The sequence below is a fragment of the Acidobacteriota bacterium genome (genome assembly GCA_034211275.1).
Classification (GTDB): Bacteria; Acidobacteriota; Thermoanaerobaculia; order Multivoradales; family JAHZIX01; genus JAGQSE01.
This window is the reverse complement of sequence record JAXHTF010000117.1, coordinates 1-21,818: the sequence shown is the minus strand read 5'-3', so window position 1 is coordinate 21,818 and position 21,818 is coordinate 1. Positions and strand designations below refer to the sequence as shown.

The following is a 21,818-nucleotide window of genomic DNA, read 5'->3' as shown; positions in this document are numbered from 1 at the left end:
CCCCAGGATGTCCGCGATCTTGCCCATCGTGATCGCCCGGGACCGCACGTCCCCCAAACGCTCGTACACCGGAAGCTCTTCCTCCCGACGGATCCGCAACGCCTCCTCCAGATCCCCGCGAGCCCCCAGGATGTCCGCGATCTTGCCCATCGTGATCGCCCGGGACCGCACGTCCCCCAAACGCTCGTACACCGGAAGCTCTTCCTCCCGACGGATCCGCAACGCCTCCTCCAGATCCCCGCGACGAAACAGGATGTCCGCGATCTGGCCCATCGTGATCGCCCGGGACCGCACGTCCCCCAAACGCTCGTACACCGGAAGCGATTCCTCTCGGAGCAACCGTAGAGCTTCGTCTGGGTCTCCCTGAACGGCAAGAACTTCTGCAAGCTGCCGGTAGGCAAGGGCTTCTCCTCGGCGATCTTCTCCTTCTCGGAAACCCTTCACCGCAGTTTCAAAGCTCTCCCGGGCCGCAGTGAAATCCCCCAAGTCCCGGAGTAGTTCGCCGCGCTCCACCAGGAGCTCCAGATCGGATGGGCGGTCGCGGCGGTCGAGCCCCTCTAGATAAGAGTCGATCTCCTCGATGCGCAGCCGTCGGTCCCCCGCGGGGGCTCTCCCGCGATCCACTCGCCGCTCATAGAGATCAGTCTCGACGGGGAAGCTCGCGAGCGCAAGATCGAAGACACCGCTCCGCCAAGCCCAAAAATCCGGTGCCTCCAGAGCCAGATCCCGAACGCGGCTCCGGAGCACCCACAGAAGCAGCGGGACCGGGCAGCGATCTGCCAGCTGTTCTCGATGGTAGTTGAAGGCTTGCCACAAGCTGGCTGCGCCACCGGGCCAATCCTCCAAACCCACCACCTGCACCGGTCCCTTTGCAGCGGCGGCGGCCAGGAGGTCCTCCAGCCGGCTGAAGTCGCCCTCTGCGGACTCTGCATCGACGATGCTGCCGCCGCAGAGCTGCTCTTGCAGATACTCGGCCACGCGGTCGCGGTAGCTGCCGTCGCTGAATTGAAGGATCACCAAAGTGAAACTCTGCCGACCCTGCAACAAACGCTCGAGGCGCAGCAGGATACCCGAGTGCTCAGACCGCAGATTCCAACCGCGGGAAGCTTCAGAGACTGCTTCGGATGAAGCTATCTGGGAGTCCGAAGGGGCCGATGGGGTCTGGTCCGCCATGGCTGACTCTAACTCCGCCCTGCCTCCCGGTAGGCATCTAGCGTCCGGACTACCGGATGGCTCCGCCACCAATAGGCGTTGTATTCGAGGAGCGCGAGGTTGTAGAGCAGACGGCGGGCCTGTTCCGAGTTGCGCTCCACCTGAGGCTGCTCATCAATCTGCCGAAGCAGTGCGTAGTCCTCGGCATCAAGGAATTGGCGATAGTCCGTGGCCAGAGCCTTGACCGCCCGCTCGGCAGCCGGGCGATCGAAGAGATCCTCCCGGGCATGCTCGAAGCTATATTGCAGCAAACGGAGCAGATCCCGCGGATGGCCGCCGCTATGCTCGATCAGGTAGTCTGCGGTGCTGGGGTCGTCAAAGAGCTCCCGAGGTGCCCGACGAAACAGAATCTCCTCCATCGCCCGGAGGGCCACCGGATTGGAAGCTCCATCCTTCTCCTGCAGCTTGATCATGGGTAGCTTGAAGGTGACGGTGAAGCTCTGGTGGATCGCTCCACCGCCATGAAGAAGATGAATCGGTGCACTGTAAACGAAAAGCGCTTCCACCAGCTGGAGCTGATAGACGTCACGCACGAAGAAGGAGTCGGCGTCGTCTCCGCGGAGCCGGTCAGTGCCGTCCACCAGGAATAGAACCCGTTTGCCCAATCCGTGCTCCGAGCAGGCGTCTTCCGCTGCCAAGATCAGTTGATTGAAGGCCCGCGCAAACTCCGTGAAGTGATTGCGTACCACTCGGCGGAGCTCTTCCTTGTAGGTTGAATTGACACGGAAAGCCGCCGTCAGCTCGGCGAAGATCTTGCTCAGAAAAGGAATCCCGCCTTCCGCCTTGGCACCGCTCTTGACCTCGGCAGCAAACTGGCGGGTCGCTTCGTGCTTCTCGATCCGCTCGTCGAACCACTGCCGGAGCAGAGTCAGATGAACCGGATCGAGATCGATTTGATGCTCTGCCAAGCGGGCCAACAAGGCTTCGGCCAAAGCCAGCAGGACATCCTGGTACTGCAAGTTGTTGGGATCGAGAGCCTTCGCCGCATCGAGGAGCACGGCGAGAAACTTCTCCTTGCGGTTCAGGCGCCAGTGAACGCGCCGCAGCTCGGTGCTCTTGCCACAGCCCCGATGACCGCAAAAGAGGATGTATGACTTGCGCGGTGGCCCTTTCAGCTCCCAAGTTCGGGGATCGACTCCCAAGCTCCGGTAGAGGGGAGAAAAGCTGAACTCTCCACGGGCATCCGCGGTATCGACCCAACGATCATCCCCGGGTGCCAAGGGCTCGTCGAACTGTAAACGCTGATTGACCTCCCAGATGTCCTTGGGAGGATTTCCAGCGGCAGGTGTCTCGTCGCTCATAGGCAGATCTTACACGCTGCCAGGCTCCCTGATTGCGCTCACTCGTCTTCGATGTAGACAGAGTGGATGATCGTGCTCAGAAATCCCCTGATCGGAATCTCGCAGCAGCTCGCAAAATAAGGAGGATCCGTCCCCTCACTCCACCTCCCGCTGCCCCGCCAGCCCCACACTCTCCAGCGCCGTCTCGATCTCCGGCAGGATGCTGGGGTCGTCGATGGTGGCGGGGGGTTTGTAGGGTTCGTTGTCGGCGATCTTCTGCATGGTGCCGCGGAGAATCTTGCCGGAGCGGGTCTTGGGGAGACGGGCTACCACCACCGCCTTCTTGAAGGCGGCGACGGGGCCGATCTGGTCGCGCACCAGCTGGACGCACTCGGCGGCGATCTGTTCCGGCGGCGTGGTGACGCCGGCCTTGAGGCAGACGAAGCCCAGAGGCACCTGGCCTTTGAGATCGTCGGCAACGCCGATCACCGCGCATTCGGCGACGGCGGGGTGATGGGCCAGGACTTCTTCCATGGCGCCGGTGGACAGGCGGTGACCGGCGACGTTGATGATGTCGTCGGTGCGGGTCATGACGAAGACGTAGCCGTCCTCGTCGATGAAGCCGGCGTCGCCGGTCTTGTAAAAGCCCGGGTATTCGGAGAGGTAGGACTCGCGGAAACGCTCGTCGGCGTTCCACAGGGTCGGCAGAGTGCCCGGCGGCAGCGGCAGCTTGCACACGATGGCACCGATCTTCCCCGGCTCCACCGGCCGGCGGTGGTCGTCGAGGATGCGCACATCCCACCCCGGCGCCGGCTTGGTGGTGGAGCCGCGCTTGACCGGAAATTGGTGCAGCCCGAGGCAGTTGGCGGTGATGGACCAGCCGGTCTCGGTCTGCCACCAATGGTCGATGACCGGTACCCCCAGATGCCTCTCCGCCCAATGCAGGGTCCGCGGATCGCAGCGCTCTCCGGCGAGAAACAACGCCCGAAAGGACGAGAGGTCCGCTTGCTCGATGAAGCGGCCCTCGGGATCCTCGCGGCGGATGGCGCGGAAGGCGGTGGGGGCGGTGAAGAGGGTGGAGACCTGGTTGTCTTCGATCACCCGCCAGAAGGTGCCGGCGTCGGGGGTGCCCACGGGCTTGCCCTCGAAGACCACGGTGGTGCAGCCGTGGAGCAAGGGGCCGTAGCAAATGTAGGAATGCCCCACCACCCAACCGACGTCGGAGGCGGCCCAATAAACCTCCCCGGGCTGCATGCCGTAGACCGCCGACATGGAGTATTTGAGCGCCACCGCGTGGCCGCCGTTGTCCCGTACGACGCCCTTGGGCTGTCCCGTGGTGCCGGAGGTGTAGAGGATGTAGAGCGGGTCGGTGGCGGCCACCGGCACGCAATCCCGTGGCTCGGCGGAGGCCATGGCGTCGTTCCAGTCGAGATCCCGGCCGGGGACCAGCTCGGCCTCCGCCTGAGGGCGCTGGAGCAGGATCACCTTTTCCGGCGGATGCTCGGATTGCTCGATGGCGTCGTCCAGCAGGTGCTTGTACTCCACCACCCGCGTGGGCTCGATGCCGCAGGAGGCGGCCACCACAACCCTCGGCCGGGCGTCGTCGATGCGGGTCGCCAGCTCGTGGGGCGCGAAGCCGCCGAAGACCACCGAGTGCACGGCGCCGAGACGCGCGCAGGCGAGCATCGCCACCAGGCTCTCGGGAACCATCGGCATGTAGAGGATCACCCGATCCCCCTTCTCCACTCCCTGAGCCGCCAAGACACCGGCGAAGCGCGCGGTCAGATCCTGCAGCTCGGCGAAGCTGATGGAGCGGCGAGTACCGGTAATGGGACTCTCGTAGAGGATCGCCGCCTGCTCCCCTCGGCCCGCTTCCACGTGACGGTCGACGGCGTTGTAGCAGGTGTTGAACTCACCGCCGACGAACCAGCGGTAGAAGGGAGCCTTGCTGTCGTCTAGCACCCGATCCCACCGGCGGGTCCAGACCAGGTCCTCGGCGGCGCGGCCCCAGAAGGCCTCCGGATCTTCCAGCGATTCGGTGTGGGCTCGGTGATACGCGTTGGTGGTCAATCGTCCATCCTCCATCCTCACAGGCGGTTTCGGGGCCGGGCCTCAGGACCCCGCCTTGTGGGCTTCGATCAACGACTCCACCACCGACGGGTCGGCGAGGGTGGTGATGTCACCGAGGGCCTCGTACTCGCCCTCGGCGATCTTGCGCAGAATGCGGCGCATGATCTTGCCGGAGCGGGTCTTGGGCAGGCCCGGGGTGATCTGGATGCGGTCCGGCTTGGCGATGGGACCGATGACGTGGCGCACCTGCTCTTTGAGGGTACCTACCAGCTCCTCGGGATGAGTGCCCTCGTATTCCGGCGTGATGATCACGTAGGCGAAGATGCCCTGGCCCTTGATCTCGTGGGGGAAGCCCACCACCGCCGCCTCGGCGACGGCGTCGTGAGCCACCAGGGCGCTCTCCACCTCGGCGGTGCCCATGCGGTGACCGGAGACGTTGAGCACGTCGTCGACGCGGCCGGTGATCCAGTAATAACCGTCCTCGTCCCGGCGGCAGCCGTCGCCGGTGAAGTACTTGCCCGGGAAGGTGCTGAAGTAGACCTGCTTGAAGCGCTGGTGATCGCCCCAGATGGTGCGCGCCTGGCCGGGCCAGGAGCGGGTAAGGCAGAGGTTGCCGCGCACGTCGTTGCCCTCGATGACCGTGCCCTCCTCGTCCACCAGCTGGGGCTCGATGCCGAAGAACGGCAAGGTGGCGGAGCCGGGCTTGGCGGGGGTGGCGCCGGGCAGCGGGGTGATCAAGATGCCGCCGGTCTCCGTCTGCCACCAGGTGTCGACGATGGGGCAGCGGCCGTCCCCCACTACGTCGTGGTACCACTCCCAAACCTCCGGATTGATCGGCTCGCCGACGGTACCCAGCACCCGCAAGCTCTTGCGGCTGTGCTTCTTCACCCACTCGTCTCCCTCCCGAGCGATGGCGCGAATGGCGGTGGGAGCGGTGTAGAAGATGTCCACCCCAAGGTCGTCCACCAGCTGCCAGTAACGGCCGGCGTCGGGATAGAGAGGCGTGGACTCGAACATCACCGTGGTAGCACCGTTGGTCAGCGGGCCGTAGATGATGTAGCTGTGGCCGGTGATCCAGCCGATGTCGGCGACGCAGGCGTAGACCGAGTCGGGTTTGAGGTCGAAAACGTACTCGTGGGTGAGGGAGGTGTAGACCAGATAGCCGCCGGTGGTGTGCATCACCCCCTTGGGCTTGCCGGTGGAGCCGGAGGTGTAGAGCACGAAGAGGGGATCCTCGGCGTCCATCCACTCCGTGGGGCAGGTGGCCCGCTGCTTGCCGATCTCCTCGTCCAGCCAATGGTCCCGGCCCTCGGTCATCTCCACCTCGGTGTCGGTGCGGCGGGCCACCAGCACCGTATCCACCAGGTCGAGACCGCGCACCGCGTCGTCCACGGTCCTCTTCAGCGGAATGGTCTTGCCGCCCCGCAGGCCTTCGTTGGCGGTGACCACCATGCGGCAGTCGGCGTCGAGGATGCGGTCCCGCAGCGACTCGGCGGAGAACCCGGCGAAGACGATGGAGTGCACCGCTCCGATGCGGGCGCAGGCGAGCATGGTGTAGGCCAGATCGGGAATCATCGGCAGGTAGATGCACACCCGATCCCCACGGCCCACGCCGTGAGCCTTGAGCACGTTGGCCACCCGCGACACCCGCCGCTGCAGCTGGCGGTAAGTGATGTGCTCGTAGTCCCCGGGCTCGTCCTTGGCCCAAATGATCGCGGTCTTGTCCGGCTGGGTTTCCAGATGGCGGTCGACGCAATTGAAGCAGGCGTTGAGCTTGCCGCCTTCATACCAGGAGAAATCCACCGTCTCGTAATCCCAGTAGCCGGCACCGTCCGGCGGGTGGAACCAGGTCACCCGCTGGGCCTGCTCGGACCAGAAGCCCTCCGGGTCGTCGATGGAGCGCTGGTAGAGCTGGCGGTATTCATCGAGGGAGGAAATCTTCGCGTGCTTCGCAATCTCGTCCTTGACCGGGATCATCGGATTCTCCGTGGTTCGGGTTGTCGGTGCAGTCTTCGCTCGAGTCTTGATCGTGATGCGGAATCTGGTTCGTGACGCTCAATCGTTATCGCGACACCTAGTGTACTCGCTGAGGGCGAATCCGGACCGGGAGACGCCCCCGCCGCGCCAAGTACCCAATGGCGCGACGGAGGCGTCGGCTCGGCTGTCCGACTCGGCTGTCCGACAGGGCATACCGAGCCCGGTGACCGGATGCTTCAGGTCCAGGCCATCAGGTCCAGGCCATCAGTGGGTCTGAGCCGCACCGGCGCCTCGCGGCACCCGCACGCTCTCCACCATCTCCTGGATCTCCTCCGGCGGCGGCGGAGTCAGCCTCGAAACCACCAGGGTGGTCACCAGGTTGAGCACCATGCCAACGGCGCCGATGCCTTGGGCGCTGATGCCGAAGACGAACGGTTCCATGCCGAAGAAGCGGTTGCCGATGATGTAGAAGGCGGTGAAGGAGATGCCCACCACCATGCCGGCGATGGCGCCCTGGCGGTTGGTCCGCTTGGAGAAGATCCCCAAGAGGATCACCGGGAAGAAGCTGGCGGCGGCCAACCCGAAGGCGAAGGCCACCACCTCGGCGACAAAGCCCGGTGGATTGATCCCGAAGTAGCCGGCGACGCACACCGCGAAGAAGATGGTGATGCGGCCCACCAGCAGCTTCTTGCGCTCCGAAGCACCGGGGTTGATCAGCTTGGCGTAGACGTCGTGGGAGAAGGAGCTGGAGATCACCAGCAGCAATCCCGCCGCCGTCGACAGCGCCGCCGCCAAACCGCCGGCGGCCACCAACGCGATGACCCACGGAGCGAGATCCGCCACCTCCGGCGTCGACAGCACGATGATGTCGCGGTCGATGACGATCTCGTTGACGTTGGCGTCCGGGGAGAGGGTGAGTATCCCGTCCCCGTTCTTGTCCGTCAGGGTCAAGAGCCCGGTTTCCTCCCAACTACTCACCCATTCGAGGGAACGGGCCTCGGCCACAGGGGTGTTGTGCAGGGTGTCCACCAGGTTGTAGCGGGCGAAAGCCGCCAGCGCCGGAGCCGTGGTGTAGAGGATGGCGATGAAGAGCAGCGCCCAACCCGCGGACCAGCGCGCCGCGCGTACGTTGGGCACGGTGTAGAAGCGCACGATGACGTGGGGCAGACCGGCGGTACCGACCATCAAGGCCATGGCGATACAGAAGACGTCCAGCTGACTCTTCGATTGGAACGGCGCCGTGTACTCGTTGAAGCCCAGATCGACCTGGATCTGGTTGAGCTTGGCGGTGATGTCCGAGAAGGTGAAGGAAAGCTGGGGAATGGGGTTGCCGGTGAGCTTGGAGGAGATGGCCACCGCGGGGATCAGGAAGGCGATGATGAGCACCGAGTACTGGGCCACCTGGGTCCAGGTGATGCCCTTCATGCCCCCCACCACCGCGAAGAAGGCGACGATGGCCATGCCGATGATCACGCCCCAGGTGATGGACACGCCGAGAAAGCGCGAGAAGACCACGCCGACGCCGCGCATCTGGCCGGTGACGTAGGTCAGAGAGACGAAGACGGCGCAGATGGCCGCCACCACGCGGGCGACCTGAGAGTAATAGCGGTCACCGACGAAGTCCGGCACCGTGTACTGGCCGAACTTGCGCAGATAAGGCGCCAGCAAGAGCGCCAGAAGCACGTAGCCGCCGGTCCAACCCATGAGGTAGACGGCGCCGTCGTAGCCCATGAAGGAGATCAGGCCCGCCATGGAGATGAAGGATGCGGCGGACATCCAGTCGGCGGCGGTGGCCATGCCGTTGAACACCGGCGGCACGCCCTGGCCGGCGACGTAGAAGCCCTTGGTATCGCGCACCCGATTCGAGTACCCGATGTAGAGGTAGGCGCCGAAGGAAATGATGACGAAGGCGAAAGTCCACAATTCGGTGGTGGTGAAGTCCATCTTCAATCCTCCTCGTGGACGTCGAATTCACGATCGATCTTGTCCATGCGCCAGGCGTAGACGAAGATCAGGATGACGAAGACGAACATCGAGCCCTGCTGGGCCCACCAGAAGCCCGCCGGCAGCTGGCCGATGTGGAATTTCATGGGAAAGAGAATGGCGAGGCCGAAGGAAACCGTCGCCCAGATCACCAGCAGCGTGGCGATGAGGGCTCGATTCTTCCTCCAGTAGGCCTCCCGAGATTTCTTTGGGTCGGACATGGCTTCTCCTGAAAACAAGAACGGTTGGCGATCGAGGCGGTCGAAAGAAGGCGCGATTCTCTAGAAGTGGAACATCTGCAGGGTCAGCTGCAGCACGTTGCGGTCGTCCTGGCCGTCGGTACCGAGCTGACCGTAGGCCAGCCGCACCACCCGGTTGTGCTTCTTGAGCCGGTAGTTGACACCGACGAAGGTGGAATCCGTGTCGGCCCGGAAGGCGTCGTCGAAATCCCGCTCGGCGTATTGGATCCAGGGCTGCCAGCGGCTACTCCCCAGGTAATAGCCGAGCTCCAAGAGCAGGGTGTCCTGCTCCGGCAGCGAGGAGAAGGTGTCCCCGCCGTCGTATTGAATGACGTCCGCCTGGAAGGTGAAGGCGGAGCCGTCGTCGCCGATGGGCTGGTCGTAGAAAAGATCGTAGCCGATGGCGGTGTAGTCGTCCTGGGTGTCGAAGCCGACGCCGAAGGAGAGCTGGCGCTTCCCGCCCAGGTTGTTGCCGGTGTAGAACATCCCCGTTTCGGTGTCGAAGACGTGGTACATCAGACGGCCGGAGAAGCGCAGATCGTCGGCGGCGCCGCGATCGCCGTCGTAGACGCCGAAGCGGTACTCCACCTTGTTTTCCGCCAGGCTGCCCCGGGCCTGGATGCCGTAGTCGCGACCGACCCGGGACTTGGTGGGAGCGGAGTTGAGGAAGGAGTAGGGCCCGTAATCCGAGGCCAGATGGGTCACCGCCGACTGGGTGGAGTTGCGGGAGAGAGGAATGAGGATCAGCCCGAGGTCGAGCTTGAAGGCGTCATTGTGGGTGTAGGTGACGAAGAAGTCCTGGATGTAGACGTCGCCGGAGTTCTTGTTGCCGTCGGCGTCGGACTTGCCCAGGTTGGGGCTGTCGGTCTCGAAGAAATACGACCACTTAGGCGCCAGCTTGCCGCCGAACATGATGCGCAGCCGGCGGAAGTAGAGGTTCTCCAGGTCGTCGCCGTTGGTCAGCTCCTCCGAGTCCGCCCGCATCACCGCAAGAAAGCCGAACTTGATCGAGGAATCACCGTCCTCCGAGGTGATTTGCCACTGACCGAAGGTGTCAGGGGCGGCGAGAAGGGCACAGAGTGCGAGGAACGCGAGAATTCCTCGGGGCGCAAAACGACAGTGCATCCGGAAGCTCCTTTCCCGGTAAACGTCTGCGTGGGCCGAGCCCACAAAAAAGAGATGTTGCAGGCTTCTAGAGCACATCCTGTGCCAGCAAAAATCGTCTCGATTTGATTCGTAGCGACTCGAAACGACGCACCCGGCCCTCTGAATAGAGGAGCAAAATGATTCATATGCACAAGACCCAACGAAAAACTGGATCGAATCGCTCCGAATCGCTACAATCGCCTTCATGACTCGGACCAAGACCCGGCTTCCTTCGCCGACGGCGGCCGGAGAGGAAGGATTGGAAACGGTGGCCCTGGAGCTGGCGGCGCGCTTGGTGAGCGCCTGCCCGGCGCCGGCCTTGTTGATCGAACGCGGCGGCCGGCTGCGGCAGGCCAACTCGGCGGCCCGGGATCTGCTGCGCCTCAACAGCAGCCGAGAAACCGGTCGAGAAGGGACCGGGAACGGCGCCGGAACACCGGTGCGGGAGCTCCTGGGAGTCGGCTGGCGCGAGTTGCTGGTCATCTCCCGCACCGGCGAAACGGATCTGGTGGTAGAGCTCCCCCCCAACGCCGACGGCCGGCGGCGGGGAACCCGGGTGCGGGTAGAGCCCGTCCCCCCCAGCCAGAGCCCACTGAGCCAGAAGCCCCCCAACCAGAGCTCACTGAGCCAGAGGTCACTGGGCCAGGGACAAGCCCGGGCCATCGTCGCCTTCCTGGAGACGCCGGCCCGGCGCGCCGCCGAAGGCTCCCGCGGCGGCGCCGGGGCCAGAGGCTTCGACGCCATCTTCGGCAACGATCCGGCGCTGCTGGCGGCCAAGAGCGCCGCCGCCCGCTTCGCCCAGACTTTGTTGCCGGTGCTGCTGCTGGCGGAAACCGGCACCGGCAAGGAGCTCCTGGCCCGGGCCCTGCACGAGAGCAGCCCGCGCAACGACCAACCCTTCGTCGCCATCAACTGCGGCGCCCTCTCGCCGCACCTGCTGGAGAGCGAGCTCTTCGGCTATGCCCCCGGGGCCTTCACCGGCGCCAGCCGCGAGGGTCACGACGGCAAGATCGGCGCCGCCCGCGGCGGCACCCTCTTCCTCGACGAGGTGGCGGAGATGCCCGGCCCTCTGCAGGCGCTGCTGCTACGGGTGCTAGAGGATGGAACGTATTACCGGGTGGGCGAGAACCGGCCCCGGCAGGCGGACGTGCGGCTGATCTGCGCCACCTGCCGTGATCTGCCACGGCTGGTGGCGGACGGCGGCTTCCGCCAGGACCTCTTCTACCGCATCAACGGCGCCTGCCTGAGCTTGCCGCCGGTGCGCCAGCGGGTGGACGTGGCGGAGCTGGTGCTGCACCTGCTGGATCAGCTGGCGGATCGGCCGGACCTGGTAGGCAACACGGGCCATCGCAGCGGACCACCTCGGCTGTCGCCGGAAGCCCTGGAGTGGATGGTGGAGCATCCGTGGCCGGGCAATGTGCGGCAGTTGAAGACGGCGCTGCAGCACGCCCTGATCCTGTGCGACGGCGGCGAGATCGGCCTGGAGCACCTGCCGGCCCGGCTGGAGACTCTGATCACCTCGAACGACGAGCCGAGCCCTCCCCCAGCGAGGACTCTCCCGGCCAGTCCCGAGCCTCTCGACACTCCGACCCCCTCCTCGCCCTCTACCGCGGCCCCCGGCTCTCCCGCGCCGGCATCTTCCCGTAGCCCCACCCCGCCGCAACAAGCCCCCGTCAAGACTCTGGCGCAACGTGAAGCGGACCGCCTGGTACGCGCCGTGGACACCGCCGGCGGCAACCTGAGCCGCGCCGCCCGGGAGCTGGGCATCGCCCGCAGCACCCTCTACCGCCGCCTGCGCAAGCACGGCCTGCTCGACTGAGGCGCTCCGGCGAAGCAAGACCATGGAGCCCGAACGCCTCATCGGACCGCGCTCCCTCGCCCTCTTCCTCGCCGGCTGCCTGCTCTTCGGCTACCCCATTCTGGAGCTCTTCTCCCAGCACCGCACCGTCGGCGGTATTCCCCTTCTCTACGTCTACCTCTTTGTCGCCTGGGGCTTGATCATCGGCTTCATCGCCTGGCTGGCGGAAGGGCGAGGGGGCCGCCGGTGACCCTCGCCAGCTGGACCATCGTCGCCGTCGCCCTGGGCTACCTGGGGCTGCTCTTCGCCGTCGCCTGGTTCGGCGACCGGCGGGCGGAGCAAGGGCGGAGCCTGGTGGCCAATCCCTGGGTCTACGCCCTCTCCATGGCGGTCTACTGCACCGCCTGGACCTTCTACGGCAGCGTCGGCCGCGCCGCCACCGCCGGCGTCGGCTTCCTTCCCATCTACCTTGGCCCGACCCTCGCCGCCGCCCTGTCGCTGGTGGTGTTGCGCAAGATCGTGCGCATCAGCAAGGTAGAGCGCATCACCTCCATCGCCGATTTCGTCGCCTCCCGCTACGGCAAGAGCCGTGCCCTAGGAGCGGTGGTGACGGTCATCGCCGTCCTCGGCATCGGCCCCTACATCGCGCTGCAGCTGAAAGCGGTGGCCACTTCCTACCTGCTGCTGGTGCACGGCAGCGAAGGGGCCATCGACCATGGCCGCACCTTTGCCCAAACATCCCTCGCCGCCGCCGTCGTGCTGGCGGTCTTCGCCATCCTCTTCGGCACCCGCCACCTGGACCTGACGGAACGCCACGAAGGCCTGGTACTGGCCATCGCCTTCGAGTCGGTGGTCAAGCTCGTCGCCTTCCTGGCGGTGGGGCTCTATGTTTGCTACGGCCTCTTCGACGGCTTCGGCGACATCTTCCAGCAGGCGGCCCAGCGCGCCGACCTGGCGGCCCTGATGACCTTCCAAGGTTCTTGGGGGACTTGGTCGTGGATGGTAGCGCTGGCGATGACGGCGATTCTCTTCCTGCCGCGGCAGTTCCAAGTCTCGGTGGTGGAGAACGTCGACGAGCGCCACATCCCCCGAGCCGCCTGGCTCTTCCCTCTCTACCTGCTGGCCATCAACCTCTTCGTGCTGCCCATCGCCTTCGCCGGCCGGCTGCGGTTCGGTGGCACCGACGTCGAGCCCGACACCTTCGTGCTCAGCCTGCCGCTGGCGGAGGGGCAGGGAATGCTGGCGCTTCTGGTCTTCGTCGGCGGGCTGTCGGCGGCCACCGGCATGGTGATCGTGGAGAGCGTGGCCCTGTCCACCATGGTGTCCAACGACCTGGTGCTGCCGCTGGTGCTGCGCAAGGCCCTGGACCGCCGGGATCCCAACGTCGGCACCCTGCTGCTGCGGGTGCGCCGGGTGGCCATCGTGGTGATCCTGGCTCTGGGGCAGCTGTACCTGATCTCCGCCTCCGCCGAAGTCTCCCTGGTCTCCGTAGGGCTGATCTCCTTCGCCGCCATCGCCCAGCTGGCGCCGGCCATCCTCGGCGGCCTGTACTGGCGCGGCGGCACCCGGCGAGGAGCCCTGGCAGCCCTAGTATCCGGCGTCCTGGTGTGGGGTTACACCCTGCCCTTGCCAACCCTGGCGAGCAGCGGCTGGATCTCCCCCGCCTTCGTCGAGCAGGGCCCCTTCGGCATCGGCTGGCTGCGTCCCTACGCCCTCTTCGGCCTCGGCAGCCTCGAGCCCATCCCTCACGCCATGTTCTGGAGCCTGTTGATCAACACCGGCTGCTACCTGGTGGTCTCCTCCCTGGGCGGCCAAAGCCCGCTGGAGGTGGGGCAGGCGCGCCGTTTCGTCGACGTCTTCCGGCGCACTCCGGCCACCGCCGGCATGCATCCGGAGCTGCCCCTGTGGCGAGCGGACACGCCGGTGGCCACCATCCGCTCGCTGCTCGAACGCTTCCTCGGTGTCCAGCGCACCGAGCGAGCCCTCGACGCCTATTTCGAGTCCCGCGGCCTCGACCCCGAAACCACCGTCTTCGCCGACGCCGAGCTGGCGGCCTTCGCCGAGCGCCTGCTGGCGGGCACCACCGGCGCCGCCTCGGCCCACATCGCCCTCGCTTCGGTGGCCCAGGAGCAGAGCCTGAGCGTGCGCGAGGTGGTGCATCTGCTGGACGAAACCTCCCGGGTCATCGCCACTAGCCGGCAGCTGGAGGAGAAGTCCCAGCAGCTGGAGGCGGCGACGGCGGAGCTGCGGGCGGCCAACGAGCAGCTGCGGGAGCTGGACCGGGTGAAAGACGACTTCCTCGCCACCATGGCCCACGAGCTGCGCACGCCGCTGACCTCCATCCGCTCCTTCACCGAGATCCTCTACGACCACCCGAACCTCGACCCCGCCGAGCGCCGGCGCTTCCTGGACATCGTGCTGAAGGAGAACGAGCGCCTCACCCGGCTGATCAATCAGATCCTCGATCTGGCCAAGATCGAGGCCGGCGAGCCCGCCGGCGCCCGCGCACCGGTGGACCTCAATGAGCTGGTGCGGGACGCCGTCACCGCGGTCACCCAGCTGGCGGAGGAGCGTGGGGTGGCGGTGGAGACCCGCCTGGGCACCCGGGCCCCGCACCCCTGGGTCGACCGGGACCGCCTGATGCAGGTGCTCCTCAACCTGCTGTCCAACGGGCTCAAATTCAGCCGCCGGCGCCTGGTCATCGAGGTGTCCTCGGCGGAGGGAGAGATCCAGGTCTCGGTGGCCGACGACGGTCCCGGCATCGATCCCGAGGAGCGCCAGAGCGTGTTCGAAAAATTCCGTCAGGTCCCCGGCCGAGAGGGAGGCCGCTCCCACGGCACCGGCCTCGGCCTACCCATCTGCCGCGGTATCGTCGAAGGCCACGGCGGCCGCATCTGGGTCGAGAGCAGCCGCTGGGGCGGTGCCCGACTGATCTTCACCCTCCTCGCCGAGCCACCGCCCCAAGGAGAGCTCCATGCCCCATGAACCGCACAAGATCCTCATCGTCGACGACGAGCCCAATATCGTCCTCTCCCTCGAGTTCCTCCTCGGCCAGGAAGGCTACGAGGTGGCGGTGGCCCGGGACGGCCCGGAAGCGTTGGAGCGGGCTGCAGAGCTGCATCCGGACCTGGTGCTCCTGGACGTCATGCTGCCGGGCCTCGACGGCTTCGAGGTTTGCCGTCAGCTGCGCGCCCGGGAGCCGGCCCCGAAGATTGTCCTGCTCACCGCTCGGGGCCGTAGCGCCGAGCGGCTGCGGGGCCTGGACCTGGGCGCCGAGCTCTACGTCACCAAGCCCTTCTCCACCCGTGACCTGATGGCGGATATTCGCCGCTGCCTGGGGAACGCAGACCAAGCTTCCGTGGAGACCTCCGGAGGATGAGCGACGACCCCAAGCACAAGGCCCAGCCCGCAGCCTCCAGGCAGCTGGAAGAGCCAGCCTACCTGGAAGAGCCAGCCCAGCTGGAAGAACTAGCGCGGCGCATGCGCGGCTCCCTGGCCTCCCTGCGCGCCGCCGGGGAAGCCCTGGAGCGTTTCCCGGGCATGGAGGCGGAGCAGCGCCGGCGGCTTCACGGCGTGGTGGCGGACGAGTCCTCGCGGCTGGGAGAGCTGGTGGACGCCCTGGAGCATCTGGCCGCCGGCACCGCCCACGGTGACCATCGCCCGACCTCCGCCGGCGACCTGCTGCAGCTGATCCAAGAGGCCATCGCCCCGGCGGGAATGGAGCTGCGCATCCAGAGCAGCGAGGGCTCCTTCTCCGCCCCGGGAGGCGCCCAGCTGGAGATTCACCGCGAGCTCCTCGCCGCCGCCTTCCACGGCTTCGCCACCGCCCTGCGCAAGGACTTCGCGGTGGTTCGCTGTCGCTTGGGAACCACCGAGATCGACCACCACTGGTTGCTGGACTGGTCCTGGCTCCCGGATCCCCTGGACACCGACCGCCTCCAAGACTGGCAGGGGGCTGCGCTGGAAACCGGCCACGAAGCTCCGGCCCTGCGCTCCGTCGCCCGAGAGCACGGCGGCGAAGCGTGGTTCGACCTCGACCGTAGCGCCGGTGACGCAGGCCGCCGCGCCCACGTACGGGTGCTGCTCCCGCTGAGCGCCGCGCAGAACATCCCGGAAAGCAACCCGGAGAGCAACCAGCCATGAACGGCCCGCCGGCAGACATCGCCGCCCTCGATCCACTGGACTTCCTCACCCGCCATGCGCCCTTCGACGGCCTCTCCGCCGCCGGTCGCGAGCGCGTCGCCGGCGCCCTGGAGATCACCTGGTCCCGGGATGGCGACACGCTGATCCAGCGCGGTGAGGCCAACGCTTTCCTCTACATTCTGCGCAAAGGACAAGTGCAGCTCGAGCTCGACGGCCAGCGGGTGGCGGATCTCGGCACCGGGGAGCTCTTCGGCCTCACCTCCCTGACCTCCGGCGACGAGCTGCCCCGCCTGGACGTCATCGCCACCACCGACTGCCTCCTCTACCGGCTGCCACGACAAACCGTCCAAACCCTCGCCGACGCCGAGCCCGCCTTCGCCCGCTTTTTCCTCGACCGCCTGGCCCAGCGCCTGCGCATGCTCACCGAATCCCAGGCCACCGCCCTCACCAGCGACCTGGGGCGCACCGTGGGGGAGCTGGTGCAGCGGCCGCCGGTGACCCTGCGGCTCGACGCCGAGGGGGCCGCCGCAGGAGGGGTCACCGTCGGCGACGCCGCCCGCACCATGGATGGGGCGGGAGTGAGCTCGGTGTTGCTGCTGGAAGAAGGATCGGAGCGCCCGGCGGGCATCCTCACCGACCGTGATCTGCGCGGCCGGGTGCTGGCCCAGGGCCTGGGCGTCGACACCCCGGTGCGCCAGGTCATGACCTCGCCGGTGACCTGGATCGACGCCGCCACCCCCGGCGCCGAGGCCCTCGTCCACCTGCTGCGGGCCGGTCATCACCACTTGGTGCTGGAAGAAGAAGGCCGACTGGCCGGGGTGGTTACCGTCTCGGATCTGCTACGCAGCCAATTGCAAAGCCCCACCGCGCTCCTCGACCGCATCCAGCGCGCCGGCCAGCCGGAGGACCTCCAAGACTATGGCGAGCGGGTGGCGGCGACGGTGGAAACCCTCTACCGCAGTCGCGTCCCGGCGGTGGATATCGGCCGTGTCGTCGCCGCCCTCAACGACGCCCTGGCGGCGCGGCTGCTGGAGCTGGCCCAGGACGAGCTGGCAGCAGAGCTCGGCCCTCCACCCTGCGACTACGGGTGGATCGTCTTCGGCTCCGAGGGGCGCCAGGAGCAGAGCTTTCTCACCGACCAGGACAATGCCCTGGTCTTCGAGCAAGACTCGGAGGCCGCCCACCGCTACTTCCAGGCCCTCGCCCGCCGCGGCGTCGACAGCCTGCTGACGGTGGGCTTCCCGCCCTGCGCCGGCGGCTTCATGGCCACTCATTGGTGCCTGCCCCTCGACGAGTGGCGGCGGCGCTTCACCGGCTGGATCGAAGAACCGGATCCGGAAAACCTCATGCGGGTGGCCAACTTTTTCGACTGGCGCAGCGTCTCCGGTGGCCTCGACCTGGAGCCCCTGGAAGCCATCGTCCGCGGGGCCCACCAGCGCAAGCTCTTCATCGGCCAGCTGGCCCGGGCCTCCATGCGCAAGCGGCCGCCCCTGGGTCTGCTCCACCGCATCGTCGAAGAGGAAGGCGGCGTCGACCTCAAATCCGGTGCCCTGATGCCCGTCAGCGGCCTCGCCCGCCTCTTCGCCCTAGAGGCCGGCCGCCGTAGCGGCTCCACCCTCCGCCGCCTGGAGCGGGCGGCGCGGGCGGAAGTGGTCAGCGATGACGGCGCCGAAGTGCTCACCGAAGCCTTCCGCTTCGCCTTCTCCCTGCGCCTGCGCACCCAGCTTGACCAGCGCCGGGCCGGCCGCCCCCTCACCAATCATGTACTGCTGGACGATCTCAGCGCCGGCGAGCGGCGGCATCTCAAGGAAGCCTTCCTGGCCATCCGCCGCATGCAGGAAGCCACCGAGCAGCGGCTGGTCACCGGGCCCCTGGGCTGACGGAAGAAGGGGGGGACCCATGTTCGGATTTCTCCGCGGCTGGCTGCGTAGGCGTCCTTGGAGCGAGCTCGACCACTGGGCCCTGGACCTCGAAACCACCGGCCTCGACCCCAAGCAGGACGAGATCCTCTCCTGCGGCATGGTGCCCATTCGCCACGGGGCCATCCACTGGGGTGAACGCGTCTACCACCGCATCCGGCCCCGCGGCGACGGCACCAGCGACGCCATCGCAATCCACGGCCTGCTCCCCGACGAGGCCCCCGACGCCATCTCCCTCGCCGAGCTGGTCCAAGACCTCCACCAACGGCTCGAAGGCTGCGCCCTGGTGCTCCACTGGGCGCGCCTCGATCTCACTCTCCTGCGCCAAGCCTTCCGCCACCACCACACTCCCTGGCCCAACCCCACCGTCTACGACACCGCCCATCTCCTCTCCCAACTCGACCGCCGCCGCAACCTCATCGAGCCCCACGCCCAGCCTCTCCCCACCCAGCTCGCCCAAGCCCGCCAAGCCCTCGGCCTCCCCCCTCACCCCGAGCACCACGCCCTCACCGACGCCCTCGCCACCGCCGAGCTGTACCTGGCGTTGCGGGGGCGGTTGGAGTGAGTCTCTTCGCCCGGCAGTAGCCAGCGGCAAAGAGGGGGGGACCCACTTGTTGGTTGCTCTTGTTGGTTGCTAGGAGCCGCGGAACTTCGAGAACCGGATCTTTCCGGGCTGAACGACCACAAACTGGTCAGCGAGGCGGTCACTGTAGCGACGGACGACCTCTAAAACCGAGGCGATCATGTCGTCCCTCGAACCTCCTGCGAAACGCACCAGGAGGACACCATGGGCCGAGGCCCCGGTCGCATAGACCAAGTGGCCGAAGTCTTTGTCTTCTGTCAGGAGAATGCGGTCGTCTTCAAAGGCTCGTGTGGCAACCTCGCGGTCAGCGATCCCGGGATCTAGCTCAACGACCGCCAGCACATCGAAGCCATCATCACGAAGCGCACGGACGACCCCGAAATCGACAGACTCATCCGCCAGTAGTCTGACCACGACGCTGGCCCGATCCGCTAAGGTCTAGATCGAGAAACACCGTCTCTTCACTCGCCACGATAGCGGCAGCATAGAGCAGCGCCGCCTGGATATCTTCTCGCTCCAACCGCGGGTAGGCGTCGAGAAGCTCCGCTTCGGTAGCTCCCTCCCCCAACTTCCTCACCAGCAAACCCACCGGGATTCGAGTGCCTCGAATCACTGGCTTGCCGAGCATGATGTCGGGGTGAATCTCGATTCGATCTGGAATGGTCATGGTTGCCCTCGCTAGCCTGCAACATTACCACGCACAAAGAAGGCACCCACTTGTTGGTTGCCTACGGAAGAGCGGCTTCAGAGCGCCAGCGGTCTTGGAGCCGTTGCGAGCTCCGCACTCCTTCGAGAAGCCACGGATCCACCTCGTCCTGCACCTTGAGCACCGACAGCTGACCGGTGGTCTCCATCACCACCGCCAGCACCTGGTTGGGATGAGTCACTCCCGCCCCGCGCAGCTTGGCCTTCAGATCATCCTCGGTCAGCCGCGCCGTATCCAACGATTCGTGAAGAATGCGCGCCCCGTCCATCACCAACAACGGCCGATTGTCCACCAGCCGCTCCACCCGCCGACTCAGCCGTCGGCCTCGAGAGACGAGGTATTGGATCCCGTACAGCGCCGCCAGCCCGGCGACTCCTTGCATCAGCGGCGGCTTCTCAGTCAGCAGGGTGGCGGCGATCAGCGAGCCGACGGCCACCGTAATGGCAAAATCGAAGCTCGACATCTTCGAGAAGCTCCTCAATCCCTGCAGTCGGGTCAGAAGCAGCAAGACCAGGTAGATCCCTCCAGCGGACAACAGAACCATGAGAAGAGACGAGGCGGTGGTCGAGATCCAACTCCAATCCATCATCGAAAGCTCCCGTCAACAAGAAATTGAGGCGGTCGCAGAGCAGAGGGTCCATTGACTGCGCGCTGCTCTCGAGACCGCGGAAAGTGAAGAGCAGGTGAGCTCATCCACCGTCAGTGTACCCGGCCCCGACGAGGGGCACCCACTTGTTGGCTTGGCTCCAAACGGGGGACCCACTTGTTGGTCTGCTTCTGGGCCGCCCACGAACATCCCTACAACTTGTTCAGAGACAGCTACTTACGAGGATCTCAGAACCGCACGACCTCGGCCTGTTCCCGTGCCACCCAGCCCTGTTGGCCATCCGGGAGCTGCACCCGCAGCCACTCTTTCCGGGCGTCGGCGATGCGCACTTCGGTACCGGCGTGGAGCTTGAAGCGGACCACCGTCTCGGCGTCGGGGCCGGTGTGGGCGCTGACCTCTTGGGGGACGATGACGGCCACCTGCTGGGGAAACGCGATGTGGGCCAGCAGCGAGCCGCCGGTGAGCAGCAGCAGGATCAGCAGGCCGCCGTTGGCCCAGCGCAGAATCTCCGAGCCGCGGTAGCGCAGGCGCAGCGCTAGACCGCCCCAGAAGAGCAGATTGAGCAACAACACCACCGTCGCCAGCTCGGCCCGGCTGAGGCCGTAGTGCCAGAAGAAGAGGGTGGAAAAGACTTCCGACGGATCCGGTGGACTGAGGGCGTCCTTGGTGCTCTTGCGGGCGAAGGAGAGATTCGCCTGCACGTCCTGATCCCGAGGCCGAAAGGCCTCCGCCCGCCGATAGGAGGCGATGGCCCGGCCGAGCTCGCCGTTTCGCAGATAGGCGTTGCCCAGGTTGTAGTGCAGGTGGCCATTCTCCACCCCCGCCGCCAGCAACTGCCGGTAGAGGCGGATGGCCTGGGGATAGGCCCCTTCCTCGTAGGCCGTGTTGGCCTGGACGAAGACTGTACCGGGATCGATGTCTTCGGTGGCGGGAGCCCCCGGGGCTGCAGCGTCCACTCCATCTTCGACCGTCTCGTCGGAGGGCTCCTCGGTCGGCCGGTCGGTCGCCTCCTCGATCGAGGCGTCTGCCGGCTCGCCGGAGGAAGAACCCGAATCCGGTGTCTCGAGACGCAGCCCGTCGCCAGCGGGGGCCTCGGCGGACTCCTGGAGCTGCGGCTGAGCTCCGGCGCTGAGCGCCGGCAGCATCAACAGCGAGAACCCGGCGACGATGCCCCAAACGGTCGGGAGGAATCGTGAATGGATCATGGTCCTCAACTCCCTCAGCCCTTGATCTGCTTCTCGAGGCGTTGCAATAGGGACTCCAGCTCCGCCTGCAGCTGCCCCGGTGCCACCGCACCGGCCCCATATTGGGCTGCCTCCAGCCGCTCCAAGACGCGGGTCGTTTCCGTCACCGTCTCGTCGTCCACCTCGGCGGCGCGCAGCAGGTCACCGCACTCGGCAGGGGTCAGAGCGGTGCCCTCGGCGCCCAGCTTGTCGCCGATGTAACGCCGCAGGCAGCGGGAGGCCTGGGGAGCCGCGTCGCTCGCCTCGCCAACCTCCTTCAAGCAGCGCTGAGCCGATCGCAACGCTCCCCGGCGGCGACGGAGACCGGAATCCCGTTCGTAGGCCTCGCGGCGGCGGCGGAGCACCACCATCGTCAGATAGGCCAGCAGCGGCAGCGCCAGGCCCACCGGCAACCACCAGGCGGCGCGGCGGGTCCAGGGCACGTCCAGAGCATCCAGCCCCCGGTGCAGGGGAAGAATGTCGTCCGCCAGAATGCGCACCGCCACCTTGCCGGTGGTGGGAGCCAAGGCCTCGGTGAGCCGTAGCTCCTCCTCTCCCTCCGACGGCGTCACCTGCAGCACGATGTCGTCGGTGCGGTCGGTGCGGTAGGAGCCGGACTCGGGATCGAAGTACACCAGCTCCATCCCCGGCACCGTCAGCTCGCCGGAGACCAGCGGGACCAGGGCGGTTTTGAAGGTCTTGGAGCCCCGCAGCTTGCTGCCGGAACGGTTCACCGCGCTGGAAGGTTTGTCGGCGTAGGTCTTGAAGCTGGAGAGCTCCGCCAGTTTCGGCTCGGCGATGAGCTGCGGATTGCCATCGCCGGAGATCTTCACCTCCAGGGTCGCCGACTCCCCCACCGCCAGCTCGGTCTTGCTGATGGCAGTATCGAGATCGAAGCTCCCCACCAGGCCGGAGAAATTCGCCGGCGTCGG

Annotated in this window: 19 protein-coding genes; 7 read left to right on the top strand and 12 right to left on the bottom strand. The window is 66.5% G+C overall.

Annotated elements, in window-relative coordinates:
• From SX243_16840 to SX243_16810, 7 genes are all read right to left on the bottom strand, one after another.
• A partial coding sequence (locus tag SX243_16840) for a tetratricopeptide repeat protein (GenBank protein MDY7094640.1) occupies positions 1-1,017 on the bottom strand: 1,017 nt, incomplete at its 3' end.
• Positions 1,018-1,181: 164 nt separating this feature from the next.
• Positions 1,182-2,513, bottom strand: coding sequence for an ATP-binding protein (locus SX243_16835; protein MDY7094639.1), 1,332 nt, complete (start codon positions 2,511-2,513; stop codon positions 1,182-1,184).
• Positions 2,514-2,648: 135 nt separating this feature from the next.
• Positions 2,649-4,577, bottom strand: a complete 1,929-nt coding sequence (locus SX243_16830) for a propionyl-CoA synthetase (protein MDY7094638.1) — start codon at positions 4,575-4,577, stop codon at positions 2,649-2,651.
• Positions 4,578-4,604: 27 nt separating this feature from the next.
• On the bottom strand, positions 4,605-6,590 hold the full coding sequence (acs, locus tag SX243_16825) for an acetate--CoA ligase (GenBank protein ID MDY7094637.1): 1,986 nt from the start codon (positions 6,588-6,590) through the stop codon (positions 4,605-4,607).
• Positions 6,591-6,803: 213 nt separating this feature from the next.
• Positions 6,804-8,483 (bottom strand): sodium:solute symporter family protein, encoded by a 1,680-nt coding sequence (locus tag SX243_16820; protein ID MDY7094636.1) that lies wholly within the window; start codon positions 8,481-8,483, stop codon positions 6,804-6,806.
• A gap of 2 nt (positions 8,484-8,485) precedes the next feature.
• Complete coding sequence (locus SX243_16815; protein MDY7094635.1) at positions 8,486-8,743, bottom strand: DUF4212 domain-containing protein; 258 nt, start codon at positions 8,741-8,743, stop codon at positions 8,486-8,488.
• Positions 8,744-8,803: 60 nt separating this feature from the next.
• Positions 8,804-9,886, bottom strand: coding sequence for a porin (locus tag SX243_16810; GenBank protein ID MDY7094634.1), 1,083 nt, complete (start codon positions 9,884-9,886; stop codon positions 8,804-8,806).
• Positions 9,887-10,112: 226 nt separating this feature from the next.
• Between SX243_16810 and SX243_16805 the strand changes: the two genes are divergently transcribed.
• From SX243_16805 to SX243_16775, 7 genes are read left to right on the top strand one after another with little or no spacing between them, the layout of a single operon-like run.
• Positions 10,113-11,726 (top strand): sigma 54-interacting transcriptional regulator, encoded by a 1,614-nt coding sequence (locus SX243_16805; GenBank protein MDY7094633.1) that lies wholly within the window; start codon positions 10,113-10,115, stop codon positions 11,724-11,726.
• Positions 11,727-11,748: 22 nt separating this feature from the next.
• Positions 11,749-11,955: a hypothetical protein gene (locus SX243_16800; GenBank protein MDY7094632.1), complete on the top strand. Its 207-nt coding sequence runs from the start codon at positions 11,749-11,751 to the stop codon at positions 11,953-11,955.
• Positions 11,952-14,690: a sensor histidine kinase gene (locus SX243_16795; protein MDY7094631.1), complete on the top strand. Its 2,739-nt coding sequence runs from the start codon at positions 11,952-11,954 to the stop codon at positions 14,688-14,690. The genes SX243_16800 and SX243_16795 overlap by 4 nt, the downstream gene beginning before the upstream one ends.
• Positions 14,680-15,084, top strand: coding sequence for a response regulator (locus tag SX243_16790; protein MDY7094630.1), 405 nt, complete (start codon positions 14,680-14,682; stop codon positions 15,082-15,084). Before SX243_16795 ends, SX243_16790 begins: the two co-directional genes overlap by 11 nt.
• Positions 15,081-15,848, top strand: a complete 768-nt coding sequence (locus SX243_16785; GenBank protein ID MDY7094629.1) for a hypothetical protein — start codon at positions 15,081-15,083, stop codon at positions 15,846-15,848. Before SX243_16790 ends, SX243_16785 begins: the two co-directional genes overlap by 4 nt.
• Complete coding sequence (locus SX243_16780) at positions 15,845-17,728, top strand: DUF294 nucleotidyltransferase-like domain-containing protein (GenBank protein ID MDY7094628.1); 1,884 nt, start codon at positions 15,845-15,847, stop codon at positions 17,726-17,728. Before SX243_16785 ends, SX243_16780 begins: the two co-directional genes overlap by 4 nt.
• 19 nt (positions 17,729-17,747) lie before the next feature.
• A complete protein-coding gene (locus tag SX243_16775) occupies positions 17,748-18,332 on the top strand; it encodes a 3'-5' exonuclease (protein MDY7094627.1) in 585 nt (194 codons plus the stop codon).
• A gap of 69 nt (positions 18,333-18,401) precedes the next feature.
• Here SX243_16775 and SX243_16770 read toward each other — a convergent pair whose 3' ends face one another.
• From SX243_16770 to SX243_16750, 5 genes are all read right to left on the bottom strand, one after another.
• The gene (locus tag SX243_16770; protein ID MDY7094626.1) at positions 18,402-18,764 is read right to left on the bottom strand and encodes a DUF5615 family PIN-like protein; all 363 of its coding nucleotides are present in this window, start codon (positions 18,762-18,764) and stop codon (positions 18,402-18,404) included.
• A complete protein-coding gene (locus SX243_16765) occupies positions 18,742-19,017 on the bottom strand; it encodes a DUF433 domain-containing protein (protein ID MDY7094625.1) in 276 nt (91 codons plus the stop codon). The genes SX243_16770 and SX243_16765 overlap by 23 nt, the downstream gene beginning before the upstream one ends.
• A gap of 61 nt (positions 19,018-19,078) precedes the next feature.
• Complete coding sequence (locus SX243_16760; GenBank protein ID MDY7094624.1) at positions 19,079-19,519, bottom strand: DUF421 domain-containing protein; 441 nt, start codon at positions 19,517-19,519, stop codon at positions 19,079-19,081.
• A 371-nt stretch (positions 19,520-19,890) separates the two neighbouring features.
• A complete protein-coding gene (locus SX243_16755) occupies positions 19,891-20,868 on the bottom strand; it encodes a tetratricopeptide repeat protein (protein ID MDY7094623.1) in 978 nt (325 codons plus the stop codon).
• A 14-nt stretch (positions 20,869-20,882) separates the two neighbouring features.
• Positions 20,883-21,818 (bottom strand): BatD family protein (locus SX243_16750; GenBank protein MDY7094622.1); only part of this gene is annotated, 936 nt, incomplete at its 5' end.